This window comes from Methylobacterium aquaticum (assembly GCF_001043915.1).
Lineage (GTDB): Bacteria > Pseudomonadota > Alphaproteobacteria > Rhizobiales > Beijerinckiaceae > Methylobacterium > Methylobacterium aquaticum.
The window spans coordinates 1-791 of sequence record NZ_LABX01000502.1 but is presented as its reverse complement, the minus strand read 5'-3'; the positions used below and the strand labels follow the sequence as shown (position 1 = coordinate 791).

The following is a 791-nucleotide window of genomic DNA, read 5'->3' as shown; positions in this document are numbered from 1 at the left end:
TTGTGATATCTAGAATCGCTGTCTAATGTATCGACCAGCGACGTTGTTTATTGGCTAGGCATCTGCCTGGTCTGTAATCCTCTTCGTCGTCACTTCTTTTCACGTGTACTGTGCTTTAGGATTCTTTTTTTTTTTTTTTGTCCTCCACCGCCGTGAGATAGGCGCCGGATACCAGGACGGTCTCGAAGCCGAGGAGCACCGGGGTGCTCCACCGGGCCGGGGTCAGGGCCGAGAGCCCTCCCCCGCACAGGCTTCCGAGGAAAAAGGCGAAGATGAGAAGGGCCGGCAGGATCGCCAGGAGGGGCGTGTCGTGCCCCATCGCCACGGCGCACTGGGTCGTGTTGCCACTCATGAACGAGGTGTACAGGCCGCCCAGTCGGATGATCCGGAGGGCGTCGACGTAGCGGGCCAGCGCGGTGAGGGCGAGGCCGAAGCCGAGATGCCAGGTCCGGCTCATGACAGGGCCCAGCTCATGGCAGCGCCCGCGTTCCCGTCGCGCCGTTCCGTCCCGGGACGACCGAGGCCGTTCCGGTAGGGTTAAGGCATTGCTTACCAAGTCCGCGGAATTCGAATGAGCGGGACCGATCATCGCGGCCGCCACTCCCGTTGGTGTGACGATCCGGCGTTGGGCTTTTCTTCCCGCCCCTTGTTTTTTGTAAGTGAGACATGGGCACTGGCGCTTCCGGTGCCTTCGGGGGGCCGAAATTTGTGTCTAAGAGCGGGGCCGGCCCCGGCCTCCCTCTCCGCCGGTGCCGGTCTCGGCGATCTCGGTCAGGTTCTCGGGCAGGATG

The 791-nt window shown here is 62.5% G+C and carries 1 protein-coding gene; it reads right to left on the bottom strand.

Annotated elements, in window-relative coordinates; all coding sequences use genetic code 11:
• Positions 1–115: 115 nt before the first annotated feature.
• Positions 116–457 carry a DUF1275 family protein gene (locus VP06_RS33480; protein ID WP_245291414.1) on the bottom strand — a complete coding sequence of 114 codons (342 nt, stop codon included), beginning with the start codon at positions 455–457 and terminating at the stop codon, positions 116–118.
• Positions 458–791: the final 334 nt, after the last annotated feature.